The following is a 595-nucleotide window of genomic DNA, read 5'->3' as shown; positions in this document are numbered from 1 at the left end:
CTCGCGGGCCATCTCCGGCAACGAATACAAGACCACCGCCAACGACACCCTGTGGGAAATCGCCCAGCGCGTGGGCGGCGGCTCGGTCAACCAGACCATGCTGGCCATCCAGGATCTCAACCCGGATGCCTTTATCGGCGGCAACATCAACCGCATGAAGAGCGGCCAGGTACTGCGCCTGCCCGATGAGCAGCAGATCCGCAGTCGCAGCAATGCCGAGGCCGTGGCCCAGGTCGCCGAACAGAACGCCGCCTGGCGCGAAGGGCGCGCCGTCGCCTCGCGTCAGCTGGATGCCACCCGTCGCGCTACTGCCGGCGCAGCGCCAGCGACCGCACAAAGCGGCGACAGCCTGAAACTGGTGGCGGCCGAGGCCGGCAAGGCCACCAGCGGCAGCGACAGCGGTTCGGCCGACAGCAAGGCGCTGACCGACAAGCTGGCCGTGACCCAGGAGAGCCTCGACTCGACTCGTCGCGAGAACGCCGAACTGCAAAGCCGCGTCGGCGATCTGCAGAGTCAGCTGGACAAGCTGCAGCGTCTGATCGAACTCAAGGACAGCCAGTTGGCCAAGCTGCAGGCCGATATGGCGGCAGGTGCC

1 protein-coding gene is annotated in these 595 nt (G+C 67.1%); it reads left to right on the top strand.

The window, feature by feature from the left end; genetic code table 11:
• Positions 1-595: FimV/HubP family polar landmark protein (locus tag N878_RS25235; protein ID WP_036989428.1), on the top strand; the 595-nt coding region annotated here is incomplete at both ends.

Source organism: Pseudomonas sp. EGD-AK9 (assembly GCF_000465935.2).
Classification (GTDB): Bacteria; Pseudomonadota; Gammaproteobacteria; order Pseudomonadales; family Pseudomonadaceae; genus Aquipseudomonas.
Note: the sequence above shows the minus strand (reverse complement) of the source record. Positions and strands in the feature narration are given on the sequence as shown.